The organism is Microbacterium sp. lyk4-40-TSB-66 (assembly GCF_030209475.1).
Classification (GTDB): Bacteria; Actinomycetota; Actinomycetes; order Actinomycetales; family Microbacteriaceae; genus Microbacterium.
In genome coordinates, this window is record NZ_JARVRW010000002.1 from 435,074 (window position 1) to 460,048 (window position 24,975).

The window sequence follows — 24,975 nt, forward strand, 5'->3', positions numbered from 1 at the left end:
GAGGATCTCCAATGACGAAAGCGTCATCAGCCCGGTCTGTGTGTGCCCTGGCAGTAGCTGCGGCGGTGGTGACGGGATCGCTCATCGCGCCCGTCACCGGTGCGGCCGCGGCGGGCGCCGACCCGGTTTCCGTCACCGTCGACGGCGCAGATGTCGCCGCGGCGGCACAGAACCGCAACGGCCTCACCTTCAAGGGCTTCGGTGTCCTGACCGCGAACTCGACGAGTGCACTGCTGCTCGATTACAAAGCGCAGCACCCGGAGAAGTACTGGGAGATGATCGAGACGCTGTTCGGCGGAGATCACCCCATCATGAACACGGTGAAGATCGAGATGGGCAACGACAGGAACACCTCGACGGGCCCGAACCCCGCGACGATGCGCTCCCGGGACGAATACCCCAACATCCTCCGCGAGCCGGGGTTCCAGCTGGCGGCGGACGCCAAGCTGGTCGCGCACGGCGACGTGCACGTCAGCATCCTCCGCTGGCAGCGCCCGACCTGGGTGACGAACCACCAGGACCAATACATCTGGTTCAAGAACACCGTCCTCACCGCGTACCGCGAACTCGGGGTCATGGTCGACTCCATCAACCCGGACACGAACGAGACCACCAGCCCGGAGATCCAGCTGTACAAGGATTTCTCGTCGTGGCTGCGCAACGACACCACCGGGTATCAGGGCGCGAGCTCCACCGACCCCAACAACGGCTTCGCCTCGGAGGAGGAACGTCGGCTCTACACCGCCATCGAGACCATCGCCGCGGACACCGTCGGGACACCTCCCGTGTCCTTCGGCAACGCGATGACCGCGCCGGCCGATGCCTCCCTCCGAGACGCTGTGGACGTCGTCGGCTTCCATTACTCCAGTGCCGACGACAGCGCCGGCAACATGAAGAAGGTCGCTGAGCAGCTCGACAAGGAAGTCTGGAACTCCGAGGGCCAGTCGACGTTCTCCAACTCCGCAGACCGCCCGAACAATACCAACAGCAATGAACAGGGCGGCGTGGGGACGCAGTTCGGCGGGACGAACAGCGCCCTCGAGATGGGCAACTGGGTGACGACCGGCTTCGCCGCGTCGCGGCGCACGCTGAACATCTTCCAGCCCGTCATCGGTTCGTTCTACGACGGCTTCCAGTACTCCTCGAAGGAGTTGGTGAACGCTCGCGAACCATGGTCGGGATGGATGTATTACGACGGCGGACTTTCTGTCATCGAGCACTTCACGCAGTTCGCCGAACTCGGCTGGGAGAACGAGGACAACACCGCGGGTGTCTGGCGCGCCATTCCGAAGGCGTCAGGCTCCGAACTCGGCACCGGCAATCCGCCGAGCGGTGCCCGAGCGGGAGGGGCGTCGTATACGACGCTCGCCGCTCCGGACGCCTCGGATTTCTCCACCGTCATCATCAACGACAGCACCTTCACCAAGACGTACCGCGTCACGACGAAGGACCTCGGCCTCGGGACGGACAAGACGGCCGAGCTGTGGGAGACACGAGCAGCAGACCCCGGCGACGCGTACGACGCCAACTACCTCGTGCCGGTCGCGGAGATCCAGCCCGACGGGAACTCGACCTACACCGTGCAGGTCAAACCGTTCTCGGCCGCGACGCTCACCACCTTGGACCACGCGACCGTGACCGACGGCGGCTCCCTCACGGCCAAGGACGGGTTCGGCAGCTCGCTTCCCTCGAGCCCCGAGTACACCGCCCCGGACGGTGGTCGCGACGTGCTCGACACGGATGCGAGCGGCGCCGTCAACGGCGTGACCGACGACGACATCCTCTACGCGGACGATTTCCAGTACGCCCAGCAGGGCGACATCAAGAGCTACGACCCGGAGACCCGTCAGCTCATCGATACGGATGAGAGCTTCCTCGAGAGCCGCGGCGCACGTCCCCAGCCGCAGGGCACCCCCAGCACACAACAGGAGGACCTGGGGGCGACGCCGAGGTACACGAATGACACGAACGGTGCGTTCGAATCGGTGACGACGTCCGACCCCGCGCACAGCCGCGTCCTGCGTCAGCAGGTCGGTCCCGGAATGAACGGCGGAGCCTGGAACGGCGGCGACCCGAAGACCACCATCGGCGACGCCCGTTGGGCCAACTACACCGTCTCCACGGACGTCCTGTTCGAAGCCGCGGGCGCGCAGTACGCGACCGTCGGCGCACGGCAGCAGGGGGGCACCGCCAACGGTCAGAACGTCTCGGCCGCGGAGTTGAAGGTCGACCCGACCGGCGCGTGGACGTTCATGCGCTTCGGAACGACCCTCGCCAGCGGCACGGTGGCCAACACCCCCGCCGTCGCCTTCAAGGCCGGCGCCGGCTCGTGGAACAACATCGCGGTCAAGGTGGCGGGGGCGGTCTACACGGCGTACATCAACGGGATCGAGGTGTCCACGTTCACCGACACCGCGCCTCAGTCGGCTGGCCGAATCCAACTGGGTTCGAGCTTCACCTTCGTCCAATTCGACAATCTGAAGGTGCAGACCGTCCCCGGATACACGCCGTACTACAGCTCGATCATCGACGGCATGCACCAGACCCGCTGGGACGACAGCTCGCTCCCCGTCCTCGCGTTCGACTCGAAGTGGAGTCACGTGAACGGGCAGGGCATGTTCGAGTGGCAGCGCACGGCATCCAAGAGCACCGCCAAGGGTGCCACGATGTCTTATTCGTTCACCGGCACCGGACTCGACATCATCGGGACCAACCCCGGCTCCGCAACGCTCGACGTGACCGTCGACGGGGCCGCCCTCGCCGCAGCCGTGCCCACGTGGTCGGCCGGAAGCGAGCGCACGACCTTCCAGCTCCGCGGACTCCCGAACGGCGAGCACACGGTCGCGCTGTCGACGGCGAACGACAACTCCCTCAACGTCGACGCGGTCGGGGTGATCCAGGCGACGGCATCCTCGTCGCGGGTCGACACCACCGCATTGGCGAAGACCATCGACGCGGTCGACGAGGCGGTGGAGACCGACTACACCCCCGAGACCTGGACCGTCTTCTCCACTGCCCTGAGCACCGGCCGCGCCGCCGTCGCGGACCCCGTCGCCTTCGGTCTCGATGCGGAGGGGGCGTCGGCTGTGGGCGCTCGCCTCTTGGCGGCCAGCGACCAGCTGACCCCGAAGGACGTCAGCACCGACGTCGTCGATCTCGGTGCCGTGAGCATCGCCTCGACGGATCGCACCCTGCCCCGAACGGTCGGACTGAACGGCGCGGACACCCCCGTCACGTGGACGCAGGGATCGATCGCGGGGGCCGCGGGAACCGCCGAGCTCTCCAGCTTCGTCGCGACCGGACGGTCCTCCGAGAAGCTGTCCACGGGCGTCTACCAGCGGATCACGGCGCGGGTCCTGGTCGTTCCCTCCGACCTGGAGTACTTCATCGACTCCGGCTCCAGCGGCAACGCGGCGGGGTCTGCGTACGCGGCCGTGGCGGGGCGGGATGGCCTGCGCAACGACAGCGCGGACCAGAAGTGGGACGGCAAGGCCGCCGGTAAGACGTGGGGATACGCGACCACGGCCACGGCTCTCGCCGCCGGCACCGCACAGGATTGGACGTCGTCGTGGGTGGGGGCGGACTTCAACAAGCCCGTCACGTACTACCTGACGCTTCCCGCGGGCTCCTACAACATCGGCGCCGTCCAGGCGCCGCGGGCGGGGCTGACGACCAACTTCTACGCCAAGGTCACCGCAGGCTCGTCCACGAACACCACGTCCGCCGTCTCGCAGGGCGCCGCCACGACCATTTCGCAGCCGGTGACGGTGGCCACCGAGACCATCGTCGCCGTGGAGGTCGGAACGACGGGCACATCGGGTTACAACGCCCGGCTCGCTCTGCTGTACGTGCAGAGCGTGCCGCGCGACGTCGGCATCCAGGGTGCCCTCGGGCTCGCGGACCCCCTCCCCGCCACGGTCGAGATCGACGGATCGCCGAAGACGGTGGAGTGGGACGCCGATTCCGCCGCGAAACCGCGCAGCGAATACGCGAAGCTCGTCCTCTCGGGGCGTCTGTCCGACGGGGGCCAGCGAGTGGTGGCCTCCTACGAGATCGTTCCGGCCGGCCTCGTGTACTACATCGACTCGGGCACCGGCGGGGCGGAGTCCCCGCAGTACGCGGCGGTGAAGAAGTCGGTGCCGGGTCTGATCAACGACAAGGTCGATCAGGTCTCGACCGCACCCACCCAGTGGGGCTACATCGCCGACGGGACGAAGGTGAAGGGCAGCACGGACATCCGAGACAAGTTCTCGACGGGGCTCTATCAGGACACGACGAAGATGACGTACCGGTTGGCTCTGGATGCGGGAACCTACGCGCTCACGGGAGGGTTCACCGAGTGGTGGGGCCTGAACCGCACCATGAACCACACCGTCTCCGCCCAGGGTGTCGAACTGGCCAAGGGCAACGTCCCGCTGTCAGCGACGAACACGCCCCTCTCCTCGACGCTCACCTTCACCCTGAAGGAGGCGACGACCGTGGAGTACGTGATCACCAACGAGGGGGCCGGAGGTGAGAAGCCCGTGATCTCGTGGCTGGCCGTCGCGGACGTGACCCCGCCCGCCCCCGAGCTGGACGTCGCGGTGACCACGAGCAGTCGCTGCGTGGCCGGAAAGGTCCTCGTCACGGCGACGGCCGCCAACGACGAGTCCGTACGGGCGACCGTGACGGTGACCACCCCCTGGGGCAAGAAGGACTTCGGCACCCTCGAACCGGGCAAGAAGGCATCGGCGGCGTTCAGCACGCGCGCCGCATCCATCCCCGCGCAGACGGTGACGATGACCGCCGACGCCGAGATCGACGGGGAGAAGGTGCAGCTCAGCGAGGAGGTCGATGTGGCCGCGGCGAGCTGCCGATGAGAGGGGACACTCCTCGATGACGACGAGGCCCTGCCGGTGGGCGACCAGCGGCAGGGCCTCACGTCTGTCGGCCCGCAGACCCGCAGCGGGAACGAGTCGACGGATGCGACAGAGTGCGGTCACGGGGCGAGACGTCCGACTGCCGGGAGGAGGCCTTCGATCACGATCGGAAGTGTTCGACCGCCTCTGCATAGACTCGAACGCGTGGACGAGGAGGTCCGATGGACGCACGCAACGGTGCAGCACCGGCCTTCGGACTGTCCCGCCAGGAGCGCATCCTGGACGAACTTCGCCAGTACGGCTCCGTGCGCGTATCGGAGTTGAGCAAACTGCTCGGTGTCGCCGAACTGACCGTGCGGCGCGACATCTCCCGTCTCGCTGATCGCGGGCTGCTCACCCGCGTCCACGGCGGCGCCACGCTGCGCAGCAGGCTCGATTCGTCCGTGCCGCGCGCCGGCATCGTCGCGGAGACGCCGCTCTTCCGGATCGGCATGGTGGTGCCGTCGCTCACCTACTACTGGCCCCAGATCATCATCGGGGCTCGTGCCGCGGCGACCACCGGCGGCTCCCAACTCATCCTTCGTGCAGCGAGCTACTCGTCGGCGGACCAGCGGCGCCAGATCACCTCCCTGATCGGATCCGGGTACCTCCACGGGCTCATCGTTGCGCCCAACGCCTCGGGTCCGGACGGGATCGCTCTGCTGCACTGGCTGGCATCCCTCCCCATACCGGTCGTCCTTGCGGAGCGGCGGGCCCCGTCCTCGCTTGCGCTGACGTCGCTGGAATGGGCGACGACGGACCACACGCACGGGGGGATCTTGGCGGGCGAGTACCTGGCCTCGCTCGGGCACACCCGCGTGGGGTTGGTGACCTCGGTCGACTCCCCCACCTCCGCGCCGCTGCGACGGGGATGGGAACGGGCGGTGAGCGACCTCGGCCTGACCAGCCTCGTGGACCAGGACCTCGCCCTCGAGGCGATGGAGGGCCCCGACCGCGACGACGTCATTCAGCTCCTGCTCGCGCGGTGCGCGTCGACCGGAACGACGGCACTCCTGATCCACTCGGACCGTCAGGCGGTCCTGGTGCAGCAATCCGCGCGGGACAACGGCTGGGAGGTCCCCGACGACCTCGCCATCATGGCCTACGACGACGAGGTGGCCGAGAGCGCCGAGCCGCCGATCACGGCGCTCCGCCCTCCGAAGCAGGACGTGGGGAGAGTGGCCGTCGAACTGATGTTGGGACGACTGACCGGCGGGGCGACACGACCGCGACAGCACACGTTCCTGCTCCCGGAACTGAAGGCGCGCGGATCCACCGCGACGCGCACCGCGCACACCGCCGGCGCGTCCGTCGACGCCCCCTGAGGGCGCTCCACTCACCACCCCATGATGTGCAGGCCGGAACGGGTGATCCGCAGGGCCGGCTCCGGCCGGTGCACGCCCCTCGGTCGATAACCGAGATGCGAGGACTCTCCGAGGATGTCGGCGAGGTACCAGATGATCGCGAGCCACATCTCCGTCCCCTGCAGGCTGCACATCCCCTCGTCTGCGGTGTCGCGCAGGCGGAATGCGAACCCGCGCGACGGCGAGGACATCGAGAGGGCGTGCTCGAGCACCCGCCGGGCGAGGTCCTGCGCCTCGTCGAACCGGTGGAGCGCTCCGCGGGTGAGCCACAGTGGGTGGATGACGTCGAGTACATTGCAGGCGTCGTAGGTCTCCGCGGTGAAGTAGGCATCATCGGCCGCGTGTTCCAGGACGGTGTCGATGGTGGCGCGCGGATGCGGAAGCGGGATGCCGAACTGCGCGAAGGTTCCGCGGGTCGTCCGATAGGAACCGTTCACGAGCAGCAGAAGGTCGCCTCCGGATGCCGGATCGCCCCACATTCCGGTATCGGGGTCCGCGCGGGTGCCGAGCCATCCGAAGAGGCTCTCGACGGCGCCGGGGAGAACGGGTCGTCCGGAGCGAAGCGCCCAGTGCAGCGCCGTCCCCAGGGCGTCGACGCGATGCCCCGCGTGCCAGGGGTCGATCCGCCAGGGGAGGGACTCGCAGAAGTCCACGATGTCCGCGGGTGACATCCGCGTCGCTTCCGTGATCGGGTGGGGCAGCTGCCCCCGCAGCAGATCGGTCGCATAACCGACGCTCAGGACGTGGTAGGCCGCATCGGCATCGGCGAAGGCCGCGCCGGGCGGGACCCAGAATCCGGTGGAGGGGATGCGCCCATCGGACTCGGCGGCCGCGAACACCGCGCTGAACGGGGTGCCGAACGCGGTGGAGGGGATGCGCCCGTCGGGCCGCTGCGCCGAGGCCAGTCGGGCTCGGTGCTCGTGTGCGGTCAACGGCGGCGGGGCGCACGGAAGAAGCAGACCGGCAACCTCGATGGCGTCGCAGTGAGCGCGCAGCGATGGTTCCGCACCGGGCCGATCGACATAGGCACCCGCCTCCGCGTCCCACGCGCGGGCCAAGAGGGCCTCGGCCTCCAGGCGGGACTGCTCGGCGAAATCCCGCAGGCGGTCGACCAGATCGCGGGGGCATGAGGTCGCCCCGTCGGCGGGGGCCACCCGCCAGCGGAGCAACTTGGCCGGGTTACCTCCCACGATCGCCCCGGAGGGGACGTCCTTCGTCACCACGGCGCCGGCGGCGAGCACCGAGTGGGCGCCGACTCTGACACCGTCGAGGACGACGACGTGGGAACCGATCCAGACGTCGTCTTCGACGACGATGCCCTTCGACGTGAGCGGCTGCTGGAAGACCGGGGTCCCCGGTGTCATCGAGTGGTTGAACCCGAGGAGGGAGGTGTGCGCCCCGATGCGTACACCCGCGCCCAGGCGAACGCGCCCACGGATGACGGTGTACGGGTTAATGCTGCAGTCGCTCCCGGCGACGAGTTCGCCCGTCAGGTACGCACCGGCAGCGACGTACGAGCGTTCACCGAGGTGCAGGACGTCGTTGTCGACCGCCGCGGTGTCCGCCACGAACGAATCGTGCGCGAATATGCGGTCGCCCCGCTCCGCCAAGGCATGCAGGCGCTCACGCTGGGATCGCTTCGCGTCGTCGGAGGCCGACTGCCAGAAGGACCACGGCGAGAAGTCCAGCGTGTCGACACCACCATGTTCACCCATGCGCCCGGCCTCCCCCATCCGTTGCGACGATCAGTGCGCCAGCGGCGCGCGAGCGCGGAGGATCTCGGCGAGTCGGTCCAGCTGCGAGGCGTCCTCGAGGGCCGAGCCGACCGCCGCGACGCGTACGCCGGCGTCGAGGAATTCGACGACGTTCGTCGCGTCGAGACCACCGGTGGCGACGAACCGCACCTCGGGGAACGGCCCACGGATGTGACGGAACCAGCCGGAGCCGAGCCAGGTCGCCGGGAACGCCTTCATCCACACCAGGCCCAGCGAGACGGCGAGCTGCACTTCGCTGGGGGTCGCCACCCCGGGCAGGATCGGCAAATCCGCCGCGCGTGCGGCCTCGACGACGCGAGGGTCGAGTCCCGGCGAGACCAGATACGCCGCCCCGGCCGCGCGGGCGACCTCGACCTGCTCGGGATGCAGGATCGTGCCCGCCCCGACGCTCCGGCCGTTCGCCGCCGCCCGAGACGACAGCTCCCGGAGCACGCGCTCGTCTTCCTCGGTCTGCAGAGGAACCTCGACCGCGTCCACCCCCAGCGTCCACGCCGTCTCGGCCAGGCGCAACGAGCGTTGCATCCCCATGCCCCGGAAGATGGCCATCAGCGGTGAGCCCGCGAAGAGTTCTTCCAGTCGAGCGGCTTCCGCGGTAGTCATAGGTCGCTTCCTTCCACCGTGTCCGTGAGGGATGCCAGGGTGCGGGCGGCGAAGGCGTGCCCGGCCACGAGCCGGTCCTCGATCGACGCGTTCGACAGAAGCGCGGACAGGTAGCCTCCGGCGAAGGCGTCACCCGCCCCGACCGGTTCGACCACGTCGACGACGAGCGAGGGGACGAAGGCACGGCCCTCACGGGTGAACGCGGTGGCGCCGACATCGCCGTCCTTCACGACGAGCTCTGCGACGTCGGGGAGGAGCGCGCGGACATCCTCGGCGCGCACCGTCCCCCACAGGACTTCCGCCTCGTCGCGGCCGGTGAAGACGATGTCGGCTCGCCGCGCGAGCGCCAGCAGCACGGGCGCCGCGGTGGCCGCATCCCACAACGGGGCGCGATGATTGACGTCGAACGAGATGCGAACGTCCGCCGCCCTCGCGCGGATCATCAGTTCCTCGAGGAACGCGCGCGCGGTGGGCGAGATCGCCGCGGTGATACCGGAGACGTGCAGGACATCGACGCCGGCGAGGTCGATTCCTTCCGCGTCCGCCACCGACAGAGCGGATGCCGCGGAGCCCCGCCGGTAGTACGTCACTCCGGCGCCCGGGTTCTTCACGTAAACCCCGGTGGGTCGGGAATCGTCCCACGTGACCGTGCTCACGTCGACGCCGTGGGACGTCAACTGCCGGACGACCCGGTGCCCCAGCGGGTCGCTGCCGAGCCGGCTGAACCACACGGCGCGGTGCCCCGCCCCCGCCACGTGCGTGGCCACGTTGGACTCGGCTCCCCCGGCCTCGATGAGGAAGGCATCCGCGTCCACGACCGACGAGAAGACGCGGGGAACGATCATCGCCATGGTCTCACCGGCGGCGAGGAGCGTGCCCTCTCGGTGATCGTTCATCGCAGAACGGTGATGGGGGCGGCATCCATGTCGTCGAAAGCCTGGTTCTCGCCGGCCATCGCCCACACGAACGAGTAGGCGGCCGTGCCGACGCCGGAGTGCAACGACCAACTCGGAGAGATCACGGCCTGACGGTCGGCGACGAGCAGATGCCGGGTCTCTTCACGCTCGCCCATCAGGTGCACCACGCGCGCGTCCTCGGGCACGTCGAAGTAGAGGTAGCACTCGGTACGGCGATCGTGCGTGTGCGCCGGCATGGTGTTCCACATGGAACCGGGGTGCAGCTCGGTGACACCCATGACGATCTGACAGCTCTTGATGCCGTTCTCGTGGATGTACTGGTTCAGCGTCCGTCGGTTCGACGTCAGCTGGTCGCCGAGTTCGCGCACCGTGCCCTCCCCCGGCGAGACGAGCGCCGTGGGGTAAGTCGTGTGGGCGGGCGCCGAGAACAGGTAGAACTGCGCACCCTCGGCACCGGCGGCGCCGTCGCGGAACCGCACGTCCTCCACGCCGCGGCCCAGATACAGGCACGCACCCGTGACCATCGTGTGCTCCACGCCGTCGGCGGTGACGACGCCCTCGCCGCCCACGTTGACGACGCCGAGCTCGCGGTGCTCCAGGAAGCTCTCGCTGCGGATCTCCGGGTATCCCGTCAGGCGCAGGTCCGCGCCCGCCGGCACGGCTCCGCCGAGGACCACCCGATCGTGATGCGTGTAGGTGAGTCGGATCTCGCCCGCGACGAAGACGTCGGGGATGAGGTACGTGTCGCGGAGCTGCCGCGTGGTCATGCCCGGAATCTGGGCGGGGTTTGTCGCGTAACGCTGGGGGATGTGCGTCTCGGGCACGAGGGTCTCCTGTGTGGTGGGGGCGGAACGGGTCAGCGGACGAGCCAGCCGCCGTCGACGGGGATGACGGCGCCCGTGACGTAGGAGGCCGCTGAGGAGGCGAGGAAGACGAACGCACCCTGCAGGTCGGATGCGTCGCCCCAGCGGCCAGCGGGGATGCGGGCGAGGATGGACGCCGCGCGATCCTCGTCTGCGCGCAGCGGGGCGGTGTTGTCGGTGGCCATATAGCCGGGGGCGATGGCGTTGACCGTGACACCCGCGGCGGCCCACTCGTTGGCGAACGCCTTGGTCAGGCCCACGACCGCATGCTTGGACGCGGTGTACCCGGGCACGAGGATGCCGCCCTGGAACGACAGCATGGAGGCGACGTTGATGATACGTCCGTATCCGTTCGCGATCATGTGCCGCCCCGCAGCCTGCGACAGATGGAACACCGCATCGAGATTGACGGAGAGGACGTCGTCCCAATCCGCTGCCGAGTGCTCGGCGGCGGGCGTGCGGCGGATCGTGCCGGCGTTGTTGACGAGGATGTCGAGACCGCCCAGCTCGGCGACGGTCTCGTCGACGGCTCCGGCGAGCTCTTCGGGGCCGGCGCTCACGAGGTCGCGCCGAAGGAGATGGGCGCGCCGCCCCGTGGCCCGGACGCGTTCGGCGGTGGCCGAAGCGTCGCCGCGGTCGAGGAGCGCGACATCCGCTCCGGCCTCGGCGAGTGCGACGGCCGCGCCCTGGCCCAGACCCCGTGTCGACCCCGTCACCAGGGCGACTCGGCCGTGCAGGGCGAACGTGTCGAGGATCATGCGGTTCCTTCCGGGAACGATTCGGCGGCCGGGCTCTCCGGCTGCGCCGCGACGAAGCGGGTCGTCAGCTCACCAAGGCCCGTGATGCGAACCGTGACGGCGTCTCCCGGCGCGAGCGGGCGGTGCGCGGCCTGAGCGTGCGCGAGCTTCTGCGGCGTGCCCGTGGAGATGACGTCACCCGGTTCGAGCGTCAGGACCTGACTGATGTGGGAGACGACGAAGGCGACGCTGAAGATGGTCGTCGAGGTGGACTGCGAGACGGTGATCCGGCCGTCCCTGACGACCTCGACCAGCATCTCCTGCGGGTTCGGGGCCTCATCGACAGTGACGATCCACGGCCCGATGGGGGCGAATCCATCGGAGCATTTCCCCAGAGCCCATTGGCTCTGACGGCGTTGCCACGCCCGGTCGGACACGTCATTGAGGATGGTGAATCCGGCGACGTGCGACATCGCATCCTCGATCGCGACGTTGCGCGCCCGCGCGCCGATGACGACGGCGAGCTCGCCCTCGTAGTCGACGTCCTGCGCCCCCGCGGGGATGACGACGGCGTCGTTCGGGCCCGCCACGGTGTTGGGGGTCTTCACGAACACGTCGGGATATTCCGGGTCGTCCGCGCGGGGGTCGACCCCGTCCGGCGTGTGGCCGCGGTAGTTGTAGCCCAGGCAGAGGATCTTCCCCGGGGTGAGGGGCGCCGCCAGATCTGCGGGCACGAGGCCGGGGAGGTTCTCATCGAGAGCACCCGCGGCGCGCATCTCCGCCGCCCGCACGAGCGACGCGTCGGAGATCAGGGCGTTGACGCTGAGCGCGATGTCGCCCAGGTCGAGCAGGCTGTCTCCGCGGGCCGTGCGCACGACCGCGCCCGGCCGCATCCCCGAGGACGTTCGGTGGGTGACGAGCCTCACCAGTACTTCTTCCACTCGGGTCGGCTCACACGCATGAGCGCTTCGAGGTAGAAGTAGTCGCCCCACAGGGTCGCCTCGTCGACGCCGACGTCTTTCGGCAGGTCGTAGACGCTGTGCAGGATCAGGCCGTCCGCGTCCTCGGGGGTCACCGGCGTGTAGTTCGCGATGAGCGAGGCCAGGATGGCGTGGGCGCGCGCGGCCCACTCGGCCGCCTGCGCCGCATCGGACTCGACGCGGGCGAGTTCGAGCAGACCGCACACGACGATCGCCGCGGAGGAGCTGTCGCGGGGGGCGTCGCTGCCGTCGGTGTACACGAGGTCCCAGAAGGGCACGTCGTCGGCGGGAAGGTGGCGGAGGAAGTACCCCGCGCACCGGCGCGCGGCGACGAGGAGCCGCTCGTCCCCCGTGACCGCGTAATTCATCGCGAACCCGTAGACGCCCCACGCTTGGCCTCGCGCCCAGCACGACTCGTCGAACGCCCCCTGTTCCGTGGCTCCGCGGAGCGGCTCACCCGTTTCGGCGTCCCAGTAGAACGTGTGGAACGTGGAGTCGTCAGGGCGGAGGATGTGCTGCTCGAGCTGAGCGGTGTGGCGGCGCACCGCGTCGGAGTACCGCTCCTCGCCCGTTTGTTCGGCCGCCCAGGTGAGCAGCGGCATGTTCATGAGGCTGTCGATGATCGTGCGACCGCGCTGGAGCGGATCGGACAGGTCTCCCCAGGCCTGGATGATGCCCGCCGGTTCGAGGAAACGGCGCAGCAGGTGATCCGCGGCGAGGAGGGCGTCCGAGCGCGCGGACCGCGCTCCGGTGAGGCGATACGCGGCGACCGTCGAGAGGGTGTAGAGGAACCCGAGGTCGTGGGTGTCGAGGTCGATCTCGTTGCGGACGCGGTGTCCGAAGTCGCTGACGTCGGCCTCGGCGGCACGCCGGTGCACGTCGTCTCCCGTGAGTTCCCAGGCCAACCAGAGTTGGCCCGTCCGGAAGCTCGTCGTCCAACCGCGGTTGCCCCCCTCGGGGACGGCGCCCTCGGCCGACCGGGGGTGGTAGCGGTTGTCAACGGTGGTGTCACCGGGATAGGCCGCTCCGAGCGCCCTCGCGTTGCGTTCGACGGTTGCCACGGCGGCGGCGATGGCCGCCTCGATCGACACGGCCGGCGAACTCCGGGTCGTGGGTGAGGTGAAGGTCATCAGCGTCTTTCTCGATATCGGGGGGGGGATCAGCGGGCGGGAGCGGCGGCCTGGTCCAGCACCGGGCGAAGGGTGTAGCGGGCGTTGGTCCACGCGAGATAGAACGCCGCGGACGCGGTGATGCCGACGCCGATGGCCGGCGCCGAGGCGAACACTCCGGCCTGCACGATCAACGCCACCAGCGAGATGGCGCTGAGGTACCAGCGCTGGAGCCCCAGGTAGAGCGCGGCCTTGACGACGTCGCGGAGCCGGGCCGCGGGAACCTCCGCGACCGCGACGAGCGAGATCAGCGCCGTGTTCACGGTGAGGATGGCGACCACGGCCAGCAACGGCACCGTGAACACCGCGACCGTCGAGTCGGAGAGGAAGCGGACGTCGACGACGACGAGGACGAGGACGACCGAGACGATCGCGCCCAAAGCCAGCGCGCGGTGCCACGTGTCGCGCATGCCCGTGAGGAACGCGCGGATCGGTCCGTGTCCCGCCCCCGAGTGCTCCCGGAAGGCACGGAACAGCGCGGCAAGCACCGGGGCGGTCAGGGGAGCCGCCAGCGCGAGCAACGGCCAGGACAGTGCGGGGTCCGTCGTCATCAGCAGGACGAGGAACGGGGCGCATCCGACGGCGAGCAGCACGTTGGCCATGAGGCCGAGGTACAGCATTCCGATGATGCCGGCCCAGGTGTCGTGGGTGACGAGGTTCTTCATGATCAGCCCTTGAGTCCGCTCGTGGCGATGCCCTCGACGAAGTACTTCTGCCCGAGCAGGAAGATCAAGGCGATGGGGATCACCGAGATGGTGAGGCCGGCGAACAGCAGCGCGTAGTTGGTGTCGTAGAGGTTGCTGACGAAGCTGCGAAGACCGAGCTGGATGGTCCACAGATCCGGGTCGCGCAGGTAGATCAGCGGCCCCAGGTAGTCGTTCCAGGTGTTGACGAACGTGAGCAGGGTCAGGCTCGCCAGCGCGGGAACCGAGAGCGGCAGCATGATCTTGCGCCAGATCGCGTACTCGCTGAGCCCGTCGATACGTGCCGCCTCGGACAGCTCCTCGGGGATCGTCTCGTAGTACTGCTTCATGAGGAACACCCCGAAGGCACCGAAAGCCTGCAGCAGGACGATGGCCCACAGCGTGTTGGTGACGTTGAAGTTCGTCAGCAGGATGAACTGCGGGATCATGTACGACTGCCACGGCACGGCGATCGTGCCGATGTACAGCAGGAAGAGCGCGTCCCGACCGGGGAACCGCATACGCGCGAACCCGTAGGCGGCGAAGGAACCGGTCAGTACCTGCAGCGCGGTGACGACGACCGAGAGGAAGAGCGTGTTGCGGATCCAGGTGAGGATGTTCGACTGCGACCAGATGTCGACGTAGTTCTGCCAGATGAAGGTCTCCGGTATCCATCGCAAGGGGATGGAGAAGACCTCGTTGGCCGACTTCAACGAACTCATGACCATCCAGAAGAACGGCATGAGCAGCGCCGCGGCGAAGACGATCAGGGCGACGTAGCCGGCGATGCGGGCCGCCCGTCGTGCGGGCGTCAGGGGTGGGGCGTCCGCGGGACGCGGACCGCCACCGGCGAGTTTGAACAGGCCGCGGCGGGGAGGAGGCGGCGCGACGATGCTGACCGTCTTGAGGTCCTGCGTGGGGGTGACCGTGCCGACCATCAGTTGCTCCGCTTCCTGTTCCACACGAACTGCACGATTGTGACGATGATGCAGAGGAAGAACAGGGCGACCGACGCCGCGGAGGCGTAGCCGTACTGGCTTTCCTCGAACCCCTTACGGAAGATGAACTGCGACAGCACGAGCGTCGATTGCCCGGGACCGCCTTCTGTCATCACGAGGATGAGATCGAAGATCTTGAACGAGTTGATCGTCAGCATCACGGTGACGAAGAACATCGTGGGACGCAGGCACGGCAGCGTGACGTTGACGAATCGCTGCCAGACGTTGGCGCCGTCCATCCGTGCTGCTTCGTGCAACTCGCGGGGCACCGTCTGGAGCCCGGCGAGGAAAAGGATCATGTAGTAGCCCATGTCGCGCCAGGTGCTGACGACGACCACGGCGGGCATGGCCCATTCGGGCGAGGTCAGCCACCCCGGGGGATTCTGGATGCCGATGAAGCGCAGGCCCTCGTTGATGGGGCCGTACTCGGGGCTGAACAGCAGGTTCCAGACGACGGCGATGGCGACGATGGAGGTGATGTAGGGGAAGAACGCGGCGGTGCGGAAGAAGGCGACCCCGCGGAGCTTGTTGTTCAGCAGCAGCGCCAGCCCCAGCGACACGACGATCGTCAGGGGGATGTGCAGCACGGAGTAGTAGAGCGTGTTGGTGACGGAGATCTGGAAGCTTCCGTCGCCGATCAGTCGCTGGTAGTTGGCGAGACCGACCCAATTGGCGGTCCCGAAGACGTTCCAGTTCGTGAACGACATGTAGAACAGCACGACGATGGGGACCAACGTCAGCAGGCCGAAGCCGAGGAAGTTCGGAAGGATGAAGCTCCACCCGACGAGGGTGTTGCGCATCTTCAGCCGCGACCGTCGACGACGCTCGGGCGCGACGGGCGGCTGCGGGGCAGTTCCGCGGTCGGTGGCGGCGATGCTCGCCATGAGTGCCTCCAGGCAGGTAGGGGGGAGGTGGCCGGCCCACCGGGATGACGGTGAGCCGGCCGGAGGAAGGTCAGTCCAGGCCGACCTCGTTGGCGACGCGGTCCTGCGCGTCGGAGATGGCGGCATCCACGGACGTCGAACCGGAGAGGATCGCCGAGTGCATGTCGAGGAGGATGTTCTGAATGGCGGCAGCCTTGTTCGACGTGGGGTTCTCGGGGTGCGTGTCGTGCTCGGCGAAGGCGAACCGCGACAGCTCATCCTGCGGGGCACCCTCGTTGCCGAAGTAGGTCTCGACGACGCCGTCGGTCAGGAGCGCGGGGGTGATGCCGATTCCGGCGAGCAGCTGGGCCGCCTCTTCGCTCGAGGCGAAGGCGAGGAAGTCCTTGGCCGCCTGCACCTTGTTCTCGTCGATGCGCGCGTTGATGCCGAAGCCGGTCGGGTCACCGAAGGTGACGGGGGTGTTGTCGGTGCCCGCGGTGGAGGAGTCGGACTGCGGGATCGGAGCGATACCCCATTCGAAGTCGTTCGCCTCTCCCTTGGCCTGCTGCGAGATCAAGGTCGCGACGTACCACGTGCCCATCGGCAGCATCGCTGCGTTCTGAGTGCCGAACTCGCCCTGGTAGGTCAGCTGGTTGGCGGTGCTGGTGTTGAAGGTGACCTGGTCGCCGGCATCCTGCAGCGCGAGCACACGCTCGTAGTACGGGGCCATGTAGCCGTACGAGCCGCTGAGGATGTCGCCGTCCTGTTGCGCATTGGCGAAGCCCTGCACCGTCGACTGCCAGCGGTGCTGGTACGCGCCCTTGGCCGCACCTCCCGCCGCGGCGATGCCGCTGGTCAGCTCGGCAGCCGCCTTGTCGTAGTCGGCCCACGTCCAGCTGCCGTCGGGCTCGGCCACCCCGGCCTGCGCGAACAGGTTCTTGTTGTAGAACAAGACCCACGAGTCCTGGCGGTACGGTACCGCGTACTGCGTACCGTCCACCTCGTACGAGGATGCGCCGCCGATCTCGTCCGGCAACTCGATGTCGGAGACGTCGAGAAGCTGGCCCCCCTCGACCAGGGTGGGGACGTATTTCACTTCTTTCTGCGTGATGATGTCCGGTCCTGCCCCGGCGGCGAGGTCGGTCGTGAGAAGGGTGTTGTAGTCGGCGGCGTCGTATCCCTTCAGCTCCACCGTCACGTCGGGGTACTTCTTCCCGAAGGCGTCGGCGAGCAACTGGAACTCCGGGGTGGTCTCCAGCGCCCACCCCGACAGGGTCAGGGTGACCGGGCCGCCGGGCTCGGCGGCATCGCCGGTCGATCCGCCGCTGCAGGCGGCGAGCGAGAGCGTTGCGACGGTGATGACGCCGGCGGCGGCAGCGTACTTGCGCTTCATTCTTGATTACTCCTTCGTAAGTCGGGTACCCGCCTTCGGGGACCCCGGGGGTTATCGACTCGCGGCCGTGGTGATGCCGGTCTGCGCGAGGCGACTTGTGGTGACCGAGCCGTCCGGCCAGGCGATGGTGACGAGGGTCCCGTCGTGTTCCACCGAACCCGCCAATGTCGTGGACCGTCCGTCGTGGCCGGTCAGCTCGATGAGGGTGTGCACCCACCGTCCGACGTGCAGCGGGTGCACGGCGACGGGGATGGAGGAGCGGGCGCCCAGGGGGCTCGCGTCGACGCGCTGCTCGACACGCACGTGCGCGTGCGGATCGAGGGCGAGGAGAGAGCTGCGGACGGTGGCGGAGCGGGCGTGCGCACCGGTGTCGTGCACGGCGGAGTCCGTGTGCGTCGCGGAGACCGCCCAGCCGCCCACGCGCACGGACAGGTCTTCGGCATCCAGATGCGGTTCGAGGGAGACGACCCGGGCGAGCCGCATCTCCCAGGGTCCGCGGAGAACGGAGTGCACCTCCACGACGCCGGCGACCTCCACCCCGCCGGTCAGTCCGGAGCCGTGACGATGGGCGGCCGGGGCCGCGGCGATCCAGTGCGCGGCGGACACCGAGGCGGCGATGGCGACGTTCCCGCCGGCATCCTGCTGCACACGCGTGTCGATGAGGCGCATCGCCGCGCGATGCGTGGCACGACCCCGTCCATCGACGATGCTCACGCTCTGCTCGAGTGGTTCCCGCCACGCGTTCTCGTCCGCCAGAGGTGCCGCCGCCGTCGAATAGCCGATTCGGGCGTACAACGGGGAATCGCCGACGAGCGATCCCTCCAGGGCGTGATCGGTGCCGTGGTTGGCGATGCGGACGATTCCATCCGACGCGGTTCCCGAGACCACCCATCCGGGCGAGGCGATCGCGCGAAGGTAGTCGCCACGCTCGATGGGCAATTCCTGCGCATCGGCCGCCCACACCGGGTGGTCTGCGGGGAGCAGGACTCCCAGGAGTCCCTTCACCGCCCAATACGGCGACCCGGGTCCGGAGTAGGACTGCGCGAGCTCGCGCCACTCACCGTGCCACCCCAGCGTGAGGATGTTCCGCTCATCCGGTGCCCCGGCGTCGACGAAGTGTCGGACGACCTTCTCGGCGGCGGTGCGGAGAGACCCTAGCGACGTGGAACGGACGCCCGCGATCGCCCCCGCCCAGAACGGTGCGGCGGCGGCGAAGCGGTAGACGAGACTGCGTCCCTGAATCAGGGGGGATCCGTCGGCGCCGATCAGACGCACGGCGTCGTCGAGGTAGCGATCGAGGGCTGCGACGTCGGCGATGCGCCCCGCCGCGAGCGCCGAAGCCCCGTGCATACGGGGCCAGAGGACGGGGTAGACGTGCAGCGCCCATCCGACGTAGTGATCGTAGGAGCGCTCGAACCCGTCGGAGATCCATCCGTCCGCCCGGGTCAGCTCGTCGTGAAGCGCGAGGTCGGCGTCGATGTCGTCCTGCGACCACGGCCCGCCGACGGACCGGAGGAAGGTCTGGACGACGACGCGGAACCACAGCCAGTTCGTCCGGGGATAGGTGTCGTCGCCGACCACGGGAGCGAGGTAGTCGATGAGCCGCTGCCGGGTCCGCTCGTCCAGGCGGTCCCAGATCCACGGCCGCGTCATGTCGAGCCCGAGCGCGAGGGATGCCGCTTCCACCTTGGCCTGCGGGTGTTCGTCCATACGCACCCACCGGTCGGGGGCCGCGGGGTCGACGCCGTGCGTGACACCGCGGCGGTAGAAGTCCGCGAGGTTCTCCAGGCCCTGGCCGTCGTCCCCCGCGAGGCGGAACGCCGCCAAGAGAAAGGTCCGGGCGAAGCCCTCGAGCCCGTCCACCGCTCGGCCGTACCCTCCCTCTGCGCCGGGGAAGGTGATGCGGGCCCCGTTGTCGGATGCGTGCTCCCGAGCGGCTTCGAGGAGACGGTCGGCGAAGCCCGTCCAGTCGCTGCGCGTCCAGCCGGGAACGGTCGACGACGTCGTCGTTCCTCTGGGTGAGAGCTGCGATGCACCGGACACGGAATCTCCTTCGACTTCGCCTTGAGCGACCGTTTCAGGAGAGTATCAACGCGTTTCGTTCATTGCAAGGTCGTCTTTTACTCTTTATGATTGTTTCTGATCGCTTTAAGGACCGAACAATGACGCTCAGCTCTCCCGCCCGCACCGGCGACCTCCTCGCGTTCTGGCGCGCATGCGGCGCCGTCCGCGCGGACGAAAGCCTCTCGGACACCCTCCGACGGACTCTTCGACGACCCGAGGATGCCATGCCGGTCGCACACGCAGAGGACCGCACCGTGTGGGGCGCGGACGGAACCGTCGATCAGCCCACTGTGGCTGCGATCCTCGCGCGAGCCTCGGACGATGCCGGCGAACCCTGGCAGGTCGCGCTCGCGAGCGCCGCCGCACGCGTGCACGGCGACGGGGACCGGGAGCAGTGGGAATCCGTGGTCTTCGATCGCCAGCGCCGTCTCAGTCGAGCGGTCGTCGCCGCTGCCGTCACACAGGAACGCCGCTTTTTCGAGCAGGTGTTGGACGGAGTCTGGCTGCTGTGCGAGCAGACGTCCTGGTGCTGGCCGGCACATGACGACGCCCACACGGCGGGCTCGGTCTTCGCCGTCCCGGAACGGCCGTTCCTCGACCTCGGGGCGGGCGAGGTCGCGGCGCAGCTTGCCTGGGTCGACCACGTCGTGGGCGCAGCCCTGGAGACGACCTTCCCCGGGGTACGCGCACGGATCCGACGAGAGGTGCGTCTTCGCGTCTTCGAACCGTTCCGCGCCCGACGGGACTGGCACTGGATCGGTCTGGACGGCGACGTCCACAACTGGAACCCCTGGATCCACGGCAACGTGATCGTGTCCGCACTCCGCCTCCTCGACTCCCCGGAGCAGCAGGAGGAGCGGATCGAGATCGTGGCGAGCGCCCTCCACGGCATCGACCGGTACGTGAGCGCCCTCCCTCCCGACGGCGCCATCGACGAGGGATACGGGTACTGGTGGAACGGCGCGTGTCGGGCCCTGGAGGCGCTGGAGCTCGTCTCCTACGCCACAGGCGGCTGCCTCGACGCCGCGCGGATCCCGGCACTGTCGGCGACCGTCGCCTTCCCGCATCGCTCTCACCTCGGCGGCGACTGGTACCTGAACCTCGCGGACGGCCAGGCGAAGCCGCCGAGCGACCAGCCCTGGCACGCTCTGCACCGCAGTGCGCGCGCCGTCGGCGACGAGGACGCGCTCGCGCACGCGGCGAGCTATCGCCGTGAGGGGGTACCGGCCGCTACGGAGACTTTCGGGCTGGGCAGGCTGCTGCGGGGCATGACGGATACGGACTGGACTCGGGCGGCGACCACCACGGCGCCGCTGGTGCGGCGTGTGTGGTTGCCCTCCACCGAAGTGCTCCTCGCGCGGGGTCGCGGCGGCTCGACAGCCGGTCTGACCGTCGCCGTCAAGGGCGGGCACAACGACGAGCACCACAACCACAACGACGTGGGAAGCTTCGTGATCGCGTCGGACGGCGTCCCGGTCGTCGTCGACGTGGGACGCCCGACGTACACGAGGCAGACGTTCGGACCGGATCGATACGACATCTGGACGATGCAGAGCGCCTGGCACAACACCCCCGTGATCGGCGGTCGGCAGCAGAACCCCGGCCCTGCGTACCGGGCCCGTGATGTGACGGTCGACATCGACGGGGCCACGGTCGAGTGGTCGGCCGATCTCGCGGGGGCGTACCCCGACGGAAGCGCGTCGTCGTGGAGACGCCACGTGTCCTTCGTCGATGGTCGCGTGCGTGTCGCAGACGACTGGCGAAGCGACGTCGGGGCGGCTCATCGCTGGCACCTCGTGCTCGCGGGCAGCGTTGACGTCGACGACTCCGGTGCCCGCGCTCGCGTCGTCCCGCTCGAGGGCGCGGCGTCCGTCGTCGTCCGCTGGCCCGTCGGGGTCAGGAGCACCCTCTCCCGGCGCGACCTCGAGGATCCCCTGCTCACCGACGTCTGGGGCACGAGCCTTTATCGCCTCGAGCTCGACATCTCGCACCGTCGCGACGTTGTCGTAACCTTCGAAACACTCCCTGCAACGATCGAGGAACTCTGATGACGAACCAGGCTGCGGCCCCTCTCGCGGCTGAACGTCGCGCCCATGTTCTCGCCACCCTGCGTCGCGAGGGGGCGGTGCGCGTATCGCAGCTCATCGACGAGCTGGGCGTCGCGCCCGTCACCCTGAGGCGCGATCTCGCCCAGATGGAGTCAGAGGGGCTGCTGGAGCGTGTGCACGGAGGGGCCGTCGCCCCCGCAGCGGGTCTCTCGACTCCCCCATCGGATGCCGCCTCGCCCGTCTCCCTGCTGCCGACCGCCTCGGTGGCGATGCTGGTGCCGTCGCTGAACTACTACTGGCCGGGGGTGGTCCGCGGCGCCGAGGCCGCGGCCGCGCGGCACGGCCTGGGCGTCGTGGTCCGCGGCGCCTCTTACACGCTGCAGGACGAACGGCCCGTGCTCGAGCGGCTGGTCAACACCGACGGAGTGCGGGGCCTCATCGTCGCACCGAACACCGACACCGAACATGCCCACGACGTCGTGCAATGGCTGATCGACACCGGCGTGCCCAGCGTGCTCGTCGAGCGCGAGGCGACCTCTTCGCCCGACGGCGCACCCGTCGAGTCCGTCACGACGGACCACGCCCTCGGCGCCGTCTTGGCGGCGCGTCATCTCGCCGCGCTGGGGCACCGCCGCGTCGGGCTCATCATCTCGCGCGACTCCCCCACCTCGCGCAAGATCACCGCGGGGTGGCAGGCCGCCTGCATCGAGCTCGGGCTCACCCCCAGCGATCACTTCGAGTCGATGCTTCCGCCTCGCACGAGTTCCGAGTTCTCCGCCGTCGTCGACGCGACCTTGGACGCCGCACTCGGCAACGGCGTCACCGCCCTGGTGGTGCACTCCGACCCCGAGGCGATGGCGTTCGTCGACCTCGCCTTGAACCGGGGTATCTCGGTGCCGGGCGACCTGTCGATCGTCGCCTACGACGACGAGATCGCCGAGCTCTTCACACCGGCCCTCACGGCGGTCGCCCCGCCGCGGCGGGCAGTGGGCGAAGCCGCGATCGACCTCATCGCGCGTCGTATGGAAGACGCCGAGCGCCCCATCCATCGCGTGATCCTCAGCCCACGCCTGAACGTGCGGGGCTCCACCGCCCCGCCGCTGCGGGGCTGACGCTGCATCCGGTGGGGGGCGCTCCGGCGCGCCCGTCTCCCCGCGCCCCTCGCGGCGCCCGGCCTTCGCGTGGTGGGTACGAAAAGGCCCTGTGCTGCCGCCGGAGTACTCCACGACGCGCTGCCCGGGCCGGAGAGCTCCCCGGCGCTCTGCTTCGTTGATGATCGCTAGCGCCATCCGGTCCTTGTACCCGCCTGTGGGGTTGCCAGCCTCCACCTTTACGAGAACTTGCCCGGACCCGGGAGGCACGATGCGCTGGAGACGCACCGTCGGAGTGCCCCCGATGGTTTTAAGGGGAGAGTCGACGACACCTTCGATCATCTTGTGGCTCCCGAGGTCCGTTTCAGCGACTGGTGATGCGTACGCAGCTGCAGAAGCGCAGCGTTCAACAGCGGCGCCGACGTGTTCGTGGCCACTGCACGTGCGGCAAGATCACCAATGATGTGCTCCGCCTCGGCAGGGTCGCCGTGCTGGAGGTCACGGTAGAGCGACGAAGTGAACATCGACCCGGGCTCGGTGAGAAGCGCGAGCGACTGGGCGTGTGCACGGTCGCTAACGGGGTGACCTGAGGAGAGTGCGATCTGCTCACACTCGGTGATTGCCTGACGGATCTCGCCCTCTCCCCCAGCGGCGAGTATGTCTCCGACGGTGCCGCGGAACAGGCAGGTGATCACGCCGGCGGCAGCGATGAAGGCCCATTTCTCCCACAGCAGCGAGGCCACGTCGTCCACAATCTCGAGATCGATGCCGTCGACGTCAAACGCGCGACGGACAGTCTCAGGCACGGCGTCGCCGGCAAGACCTCCCAGGCTGAGGCTGCACAGTTCAGTCATCTGCGTCACTATTGCGTGTGGGTCCAAGGTCGCCACGATCCGGAGGATGCCGCCCAGCACCTGTCCGGGAAACGCCCGCTCCAACTTCGACATGTGTTCCATGCCGTTGAGAAGGGGAACGAAGCGTGTTTGAGGTCCCCGCGCGGGAGTAAGCATGGGGATGAGGTCATCCAGCGCTGGTGCCTTCACCGCCACAATCACAACGTCGTACTGCTCGGAGTCCTGGACCCTGGTTACTGCCCGCACCCGGTGCACGCCATCGCAGTCCGGGGCGCGGAAACGCAGGCCGTCGGACGCGAGTTGTTTGGCGCGGCGCTCGCGAGTAAGGAAGGTCACGTCCTGTCCGGCGACGATGAGCCTTGCCCCGAGCGCCCCGCCGGTCGCTCCCGCACCGGCGATGAGTATTCGTGCCATCTGTAGCTATTCCTCTCACGGACTGTGAACCAAAGCCCGGTCGGTGCGTGTTGTCCTACGCGCGTGTCTTCTCGAGAGCCTGGGTGATGTCCGCTAGGAGGTCGTCGGCGTCTTCGAGGCCCACCGACAGTCGCAGGTGACCGTAGCGCTGGAACTCGGGCGGGTATCTGTCATCGCCACCTCGGGTTCCCGGCGCCGCGTGTACGACCAGGCTCTCGTCGTGACCGAGGGAGACAGCCGAGGTGATGATGTTGAGGTTTTTGACGAACCGATTCTGGATGGCTGCGTCTCCACCGATGGCGAAGGCCAGGATGCCCCCGAACCCACGACCGCCGAACTGGCCGCGTGCCAAGATGTGGTCGGGGTGGGACGTAAGACCCGGGTACGCAACGAATGCGACCCGAGGATCGGCGTCGAGGAACTCTCCAATGCGCTGGGCGGTGGCGAGGTGCTGTCGAAGCCGTAGGGGCAGGGTGACGGATCCCCGCATGATCATCCATGCATTAAAAGGTGAGAGGACTCCACCGACGTCGACCACGGCGTCGTGCCGGATGCGATCTACGACTTCCCGCGATCCCAGGACCGCGCCGCCCATCGCATCACCATGGCCGTTGATGTATTTGGTCAGCGAGTGCACGACGATGTCGGCGCCGTCCTCGAGCGGGCGGTACAGGGGTGGCGGGGTGAAGGTGCTGTCGACGCTGAGCAGCGCTCCAGTGTCGTGCGCAATCGCAGCCAAAGCCCGGATGTCAGCCACTTTTGTTGTGGGATTGGCGATGGTTTCAACGTGGAGAAGCTTCGTTTCTGGTCGCACTGCAGCGCGGACCGCGTCGAGGTCGCGGACGTTAACGAAGGTTGCGTGGATGCCATAGCGCTCGGGAAAGAGTTGCGCGAAAAGCCTCCACACCGCTTCGTATACGACATCCGACACGATGACGTGGTCGCCAGCCTTCAGCAGCGTAAAAAACACTCCGTGCAGCGCCGCGACACCGCTGCCGAATGTGGCCGCGGCCTCTGCGCGATCCAGGGCGGCGAGCTTCGTTTCGAGGGCTGCCTGGTTGGCCCCGCCGTTTCGTGTGTACACGAGACCGGCCGTGTCAGACCAGTTCATCTGCGAGGGATCGTCCGGGAGTCGATATGAGTTCGCAAGCACGAGGGGAGTACGAACGGCGCCGGTACTAGCATCCACGGAGTTGCCACCGTGGACGGCCCAGGTCGCGTCTCCCACGCTTGCAGGATCACGCTTGTCGGGCGTTGTGCTCAT

At 68.4% G+C, this 24,975-nt stretch carries 18 protein-coding genes and 1 pseudogene; 4 read left to right on the plus strand and 15 right to left on the minus strand.

The annotated features are described in order from the left end of the window. Nucleotides 1-68 precede the first annotated feature (68 nt). Both QRO03_RS04170 and QRO03_RS04175 read left to right on the plus strand, forming a co-directional pair. Nucleotides 69-4,859 carry a 3-keto-alpha-glucoside-1,2-lyase-like domain-containing protein gene (locus tag QRO03_RS04170; RefSeq protein WP_285136257.1) on the plus strand — a complete coding sequence of 1,597 codons (4,791 nt, stop codon included), beginning with the start codon at nucleotides 69-71 and terminating at the stop codon, nucleotides 4,857-4,859. A 221-nt stretch (nucleotides 4,860-5,080) separates the two neighbouring features. Continuing rightward, entirely contained in the window at nucleotides 5,081-6,223 is a 1,143-nt protein-coding gene (locus QRO03_RS04175) for a substrate-binding domain-containing protein (protein WP_285136258.1), read from the plus strand. 11 nt (nucleotides 6,224-6,234) lie between these two features. Here the strand turns inward: QRO03_RS04175 and QRO03_RS04180 are convergent, their stop codons facing one another. The 12 genes from QRO03_RS04180 to QRO03_RS04235 all read right to left on the minus strand — a co-directional run bounded on the left by QRO03_RS04180 (nucleotide 6,235) and on the right by QRO03_RS04235 (nucleotide 19,283). Next, on the minus strand, nucleotides 6,235-7,977 hold the full coding sequence (locus tag QRO03_RS04180) for an acyltransferase (RefSeq protein ID WP_285136259.1): 1,743 nt from the start codon (nucleotides 7,975-7,977) through the stop codon (nucleotides 6,235-6,237). 30 nt (nucleotides 7,978-8,007) lie between these two features. Continuing rightward, entirely contained in the window at nucleotides 8,008-8,637 is a 630-nt protein-coding gene (locus QRO03_RS04185) for a bifunctional 4-hydroxy-2-oxoglutarate aldolase/2-dehydro-3-deoxy-phosphogluconate aldolase (protein WP_285136260.1), read from the minus strand. After that, on the minus strand, nucleotides 8,634-9,533 hold the full coding sequence (locus QRO03_RS04190; RefSeq protein ID WP_285136261.1) for a sugar kinase: 900 nt from the start codon (nucleotides 9,531-9,533) through the stop codon (nucleotides 8,634-8,636). The genes QRO03_RS04185 and QRO03_RS04190 overlap by 4 nt, the downstream gene beginning before the upstream one ends. Beyond that, nucleotides 9,530-10,321, minus strand: coding sequence for a 5-dehydro-4-deoxy-D-glucuronate isomerase (kduI, locus tag QRO03_RS04195; RefSeq protein ID WP_285136262.1), 792 nt, complete (start codon nucleotides 10,319-10,321; stop codon nucleotides 9,530-9,532). The genes QRO03_RS04190 and kduI overlap by 4 nt, the downstream gene beginning before the upstream one ends. An 89-nt stretch (nucleotides 10,322-10,410) precedes the next feature. Beyond that, entirely contained in the window at nucleotides 10,411-11,175 is a 765-nt protein-coding gene (kduD, locus tag QRO03_RS04200) for a 2-dehydro-3-deoxy-D-gluconate 5-dehydrogenase KduD (protein WP_285136263.1), read from the minus strand. Then, a complete protein-coding gene (locus QRO03_RS04205) occupies nucleotides 11,172-12,080 on the minus strand; it encodes a fumarylacetoacetate hydrolase family protein (protein WP_285136264.1) in 909 nt (302 codons plus the stop codon). Before QRO03_RS04205 ends, kduD begins: the two co-directional genes overlap by 4 nt. After that, a complete protein-coding gene (locus tag QRO03_RS04210) occupies nucleotides 12,077-13,264 on the minus strand; it encodes a glycoside hydrolase family 88 protein (protein ID WP_285136265.1) in 1,188 nt (395 codons plus the stop codon). Before QRO03_RS04210 ends, QRO03_RS04205 begins: the two co-directional genes overlap by 4 nt. A 29-nt stretch (nucleotides 13,265-13,293) precedes the next feature. Further along, nucleotides 13,294-13,968, minus strand: a complete 675-nt coding sequence (locus QRO03_RS04215; RefSeq protein WP_285136266.1) for a ferredoxin-NADPH reductase — start codon at nucleotides 13,966-13,968, stop codon at nucleotides 13,294-13,296. 2 nt (nucleotides 13,969-13,970) lie between these two features. Further along, nucleotides 13,971-14,924: a carbohydrate ABC transporter permease gene (locus tag QRO03_RS04220; RefSeq protein WP_285136267.1), complete on the minus strand. Its 954-nt coding sequence runs from the start codon at nucleotides 14,922-14,924 to the stop codon at nucleotides 13,971-13,973. Next, a complete protein-coding gene (locus QRO03_RS04225) occupies nucleotides 14,924-15,868 on the minus strand; it encodes a carbohydrate ABC transporter permease (protein ID WP_285136268.1) in 945 nt (314 codons plus the stop codon). The genes QRO03_RS04220 and QRO03_RS04225 overlap by 1 nt, the downstream gene beginning before the upstream one ends. Before the next feature lie 70 nt (nucleotides 15,869-15,938). Continuing rightward, nucleotides 15,939-17,240, minus strand: a complete 1,302-nt coding sequence (locus QRO03_RS04230; RefSeq protein ID WP_285136269.1) for an ABC transporter substrate-binding protein — start codon at nucleotides 17,238-17,240, stop codon at nucleotides 15,939-15,941. 51 nt (nucleotides 17,241-17,291) lie between these two features. Further along, nucleotides 17,292-19,283 carry a DUF2264 domain-containing protein gene (locus QRO03_RS04235; protein ID WP_285136270.1) on the minus strand — a complete coding sequence of 664 codons (1,992 nt, stop codon included), beginning with the start codon at nucleotides 19,281-19,283 and terminating at the stop codon, nucleotides 17,292-17,294. Between the two features lie 119 nt (nucleotides 19,284-19,402). Between QRO03_RS04235 and QRO03_RS04240 the strand changes: the two genes are divergently transcribed. Together QRO03_RS04240 and QRO03_RS04245 are read left to right on the plus strand one after the other, a co-directional pair. Next, a complete protein-coding gene (locus QRO03_RS04240; RefSeq protein ID WP_285136271.1) occupies nucleotides 19,403-21,352 on the plus strand; it encodes a heparinase II/III domain-containing protein in 1,950 nt (649 codons plus the stop codon). After that, a complete protein-coding gene (locus QRO03_RS04245; protein ID WP_285136272.1) occupies nucleotides 21,352-22,464 on the plus strand; it encodes a substrate-binding domain-containing protein in 1,113 nt (370 codons plus the stop codon). Before QRO03_RS04240 ends, QRO03_RS04245 begins: the two co-directional genes overlap by 1 nt. Before the next feature lie 99 nt (nucleotides 22,465-22,563). Here QRO03_RS04245 and QRO03_RS04250 read toward each other — a convergent pair. From QRO03_RS04250 to QRO03_RS04260, 3 genes and pseudogenes are all read right to left on the minus strand, one after another. Continuing rightward, a pseudogene (locus QRO03_RS04250) lies at nucleotides 22,564-22,785 on the minus strand (pyridoxal-phosphate dependent enzyme); the annotation flags it as partial. Beyond that, on the minus strand, nucleotides 22,782-23,711 hold the full coding sequence (locus QRO03_RS04255) for a 2-dehydropantoate 2-reductase (protein WP_285136273.1): 930 nt from the start codon (nucleotides 23,709-23,711) through the stop codon (nucleotides 22,782-22,784). The gene QRO03_RS04255 and the pseudogene QRO03_RS04250, both read right to left, overlap by 4 nt. A 55-nt stretch (nucleotides 23,712-23,766) precedes the next feature. Continuing rightward, nucleotides 23,767-24,975: a trans-sulfuration enzyme family protein gene (locus tag QRO03_RS04260; RefSeq protein ID WP_285136274.1), complete on the minus strand. Its 1,209-nt coding sequence runs from the start codon at nucleotides 24,973-24,975 to the stop codon at nucleotides 23,767-23,769.

Coding starts and splice junctions, on each gene's coding strand:
- QRO03_RS04175 (WP_285136258.1), top strand. CDS start 5,081: ATGGACGCACGCAACGGTGCAGCACCGGCCTTCGGACTGTCCCGCCAG.
- QRO03_RS04180 (WP_285136259.1), bottom strand. CDS start 7,977: ATGGGTGAACATGGTGGTGTCGACACGCTGGACTTCTCGCCGTGGTCC.
- QRO03_RS04185 (WP_285136260.1), bottom strand. CDS start 8,637: ATGACTACCGCGGAAGCCGCTCGACTGGAAGAACTCTTCGCGGGCTCA.
- QRO03_RS04190 (WP_285136261.1), bottom strand. CDS start 9,533: ATGAACGATCACCGAGAGGGCACGCTCCTCGCCGCCGGTGAGACCATG.
- kduI (WP_285136262.1), bottom strand. CDS start 10,321: ATGACCACGCGGCAGCTCCGCGACACGTACCTCATCCCCGACGTCTTC.
- kduD (WP_285136263.1), bottom strand. CDS start 11,175: ATGATCCTCGACACGTTCGCCCTGCACGGCCGAGTCGCCCTGGTGACG.
- QRO03_RS04210 (WP_285136265.1), bottom strand. CDS start 13,264: ATGACCTTCACCTCACCCACGACCCGGAGTTCGCCGGCCGTGTCGATC.
- QRO03_RS04215 (WP_285136266.1), bottom strand. CDS start 13,968: ATGAAGAACCTCGTCACCCACGACACCTGGGCCGGCATCATCGGAATG.
- QRO03_RS04220 (WP_285136267.1), bottom strand. CDS start 14,924: ATGGTCGGCACGGTCACCCCCACGCAGGACCTCAAGACGGTCAGCATC.
- QRO03_RS04225 (WP_285136268.1), bottom strand. CDS start 15,868: ATGGCGAGCATCGCCGCCACCGACCGCGGAACTGCCCCGCAGCCGCCC.
- QRO03_RS04230 (WP_285136269.1), bottom strand. CDS start 17,240: ATGAAGCGCAAGTACGCTGCCGCCGCCGGCGTCATCACCGTCGCAACG.
- QRO03_RS04240 (WP_285136271.1), top strand. CDS start 19,403: ATGACGCTCAGCTCTCCCGCCCGCACCGGCGACCTCCTCGCGTTCTGG.
- QRO03_RS04245 (WP_285136272.1), top strand. CDS start 21,352: ATGACGAACCAGGCTGCGGCCCCTCTCGCGGCTGAACGTCGCGCCCAT.
- QRO03_RS04255 (WP_285136273.1), bottom strand. CDS start 23,711: ATGGCACGAATACTCATCGCCGGTGCGGGAGCGACCGGCGGGGCGCTC.
- QRO03_RS04260 (WP_285136274.1), bottom strand. CDS start 24,975: ATGAGCACAACGCCCGACAAGCGTGATCCTGCAAGCGTGGGAGACGCG.